Annotated in this window: 1 pseudogene; it reads left to right on the top strand. The window is 53.4% G+C overall.

Features of this window, described 5'->3' with window-relative positions:
* Positions 1-14 precede the first annotated feature (14 nt).
* Positions 15-1,071 (top strand): annotated as a pseudogene (locus tag BOW51_RS11020) (large extracellular alpha-helical protein); the annotation flags it as partial.

The following is a 1,071-nucleotide window of genomic DNA, read 5'->3' as shown; positions in this document are numbered from 1 at the left end:
GTCAGCAGAAAGGATTGCAGTTAACACGCGTTACACCCGGCGGTGAGGATGTCCCGGCTGGCAACCAGGTCGTATTCCAGTTCAATCGCCCCGTGGTTCCTGTTGGTCGCATGGAGCGGGATGCGAGTGAAATCCCCGTCGATATCACCCCGGCATTGAAATGCCACTGGCGCTGGATGAACACAAGCGCACTCGCCTGCCAGTTGGATGACGAGAGCCGCCTCACGAAAGCAACCAAGTACATGGTGACCATGCGACCCGGCATTCAGGCCGAGGATGGCACCACCATCAGCGAAGCTCATAGCCATACTTTTATCACCCAGCGCCCACATGTGCGTTATGCCTCGTTCCGCGAATGGCTCACGCCCGGAACGCCTGTCGTCAGACTGTCATTCGATCAGCCGGTCACCAAATCTTCTGTAGAAACCCGTATTGCTTACACTTATCCAACCAGTGAGACGGATGAAACGCTGCTTGTCGAGTATCTGAAGGTTGAGAAAGATCCCTATGACGAAAATGATCCACATCTCACTCCTGTCACGAAAGAGGAGGCACGCAGATACTGGCTGGTGACACCACAGAAAGAGCTGCCGCTGGATACGCGTGTTGAAATGAAGGTGATCCCTGGTCTTGTCTCCGCCTTGGGTAAAGAGCGGGGCGTAGAACAGAGGATGATTGACTATCACATGACTTACCCGGAATTTGAATTTGTGGGTTTCTCATGTGTCGACAATGATGGTCTCGAAATTCTCTTTACAGATGAGAGTGACCAGGAGATTGGAAAATGTAATCCGCTTGGATGGGCTAACCTCGAATTTTCAGCCCCTGTCCTGACTTCCCAAATCAAGCAGCATCTGCGCTTCACACCGGACCTGGCAGGCGGCAGAGATGATTACGACCCGTGGGCAAGCCGGGAGGATGACACCTACCTGGATCGGGATCACTACCAGCAGGGCAATTTTCGCATCTCTCTGCCGGAGAACCTCAAGGCAGACCGGAAATACACGATTAAAACGGCAACAGCCGACCTGCAGGATGAATTTGGCCGCAAACTGAAAGCGCCGATCAACC

This window comes from Solemya elarraichensis gill symbiont (genome assembly GCF_002021095.1).
Taxonomy (GTDB): domain Bacteria; phylum Pseudomonadota; class Gammaproteobacteria; order Chromatiales; family Chromatiaceae.
The sequence above is the reverse complement of the archived record's forward strand: the minus strand, read 5'-3'. Positions and strand labels throughout refer to the sequence as shown.